Source organism: Kitasatospora nipponensis (genome assembly GCF_039528135.1).
Classification (GTDB): Bacteria; Actinomycetota; Actinomycetes; order Streptomycetales; family Streptomycetaceae; genus Kitasatospora; species Kitasatospora nipponensis.
In genome coordinates this window covers 1-1,426 of sequence record NZ_BAAALF010000455.1, presented here as the reverse complement: position 1 = coordinate 1,426, position 1,426 = coordinate 1, and the positions used below count along the sequence as shown (strand labels likewise).

The following is a 1,426-nucleotide window of genomic DNA, read 5'->3' as shown; positions in this document are numbered from 1 at the left end:
CCAACTCGGACCGCGTCCGTCTCCAGCCCGGTGAGAGCTTGGTCCGTCACCACAGCCAGATCTGGACGGGCGTCCGCGACTAGACGAAGCAGGGCGAGCGGATCGGTCTCGGTCTCGCCACCAGGCGGAGCCTGCTCACCCTGAGCGAGCAGGCCCCAGCGAAGACGCTCGGCAACTTCCGGTGCGGGGAAGCCAGCGAACACGGAACACAGTGGGCCGTCGAAGTCGAGCAGCACGTGCCGTACGGGCCGAAGCAGATCCGCGATCGACGGGGCCGCCGGCATCACGACTGCCTCTCGTACGCGATGGTGGACCACACGCTGTCGAACCACATCTGCGCCTGCTGAACGTACTGCGATCCGAGCGATGCATCATCCGGACCAGCGGCGTGGTGGAACAGGGTCGTGTCCTTGCCCGTGACGTCGTAGAAGGTGTGGTCACCGCCGCCGATCGCCACCGTCCGCTCGCGGAGCGGGTAGAACCCGAAGAACGCCTCGGCACGGTTGAGGATGTAGAGCTTGAACAGGCTGGACGCCCGGTGCACCTTGACCTGCACAGTGGCCGACTGGATCAGGCCCAACTCCGCCAGCATCTCGACTGAGTGCGCGATGCCGCCCGCGTTGGTGAGCGCGATGTTCCGAGCACGTTCCCGCAGCGCCACCTCGTCCTTAAGGCCGTCCACCAGCACTGGCACCGCCATCGGCTCCGACGTGTCCGGCAGAAGCAGCCGCACAGCGATGGACTCCGGGGCGAGCCGCCCGGAGCGGACCTTATCGAGCGGTTCTTGCAGGGCGGTGTGCAGCGTCTCACTTGAAAAGCCCGCGAAGTCGAGCGTCACCTGCTGCTGCTCGAAGGCTGCCTCGATGTGGGGCCGGAGACCGACCGGCCGGGACGTGCGCTCCCGAAGGAAGCTGCCGCTTCCCTGCCGGGTCACGATCAGCCCTTCGCTTCGGAGGATCTCCAACGCTCGGTCAACCGTCCCTCGCGCCACGCCGAAGTGCTTGGCGAGCTGCGGGCCCGACGCGAGTTTGTCGCCCGGCTCAAAGCCCGGCTTCTTGGTGAGGATCGAGGCCCGCAAAGAGCTGCTGACCTGCTGATACGGCGGGCGGGAGTCATCCGGGTCAAGGCTCATGAACCCATGTTAGAGCAGGTGCCCAACATGGGCGAGGAACCCATCCCTCTTGACCTGCTTAAGCAGGTTGCCTATGTTGAGCACATCGCACCGAGCGAGACAGGGGCGAGACAAGAGGGGCCTTCTTCGGGCTGCTCTGAACTGCACAAACGCACGACCAGGAGCCCCGGACAGATGGGGTTGAGGTACCCGGCGCCTTGTCAGCCGGAGGGCAGGGACCGAGAGGTCCGCGTCTGCCTAAAACGGGGCTTGCCCCCGCAAAGACGCACGGGTCGGACACTTTTGGTCCCCGAT

At 65.9% G+C, this 1,426-nt stretch carries 1 protein-coding gene and 1 pseudogene; both read right to left on the bottom strand.

Features of this window, described 5'->3' with window-relative positions:
* Positions 1-236 (bottom strand): annotated as a pseudogene (locus ABD323_RS41145) (HAD family hydrolase); the annotation flags it as partial.
* 47 nt (positions 237-283) lie between these two features.
* Positions 284-1,132 (bottom strand): GntR family transcriptional regulator, encoded by an 849-nt coding sequence (locus ABD323_RS41140; protein ID WP_344447210.1) that lies wholly within the window; start codon positions 1,130-1,132, stop codon positions 284-286.
* Between the last annotated feature and the right edge of the window lie 294 nt (positions 1,133-1,426).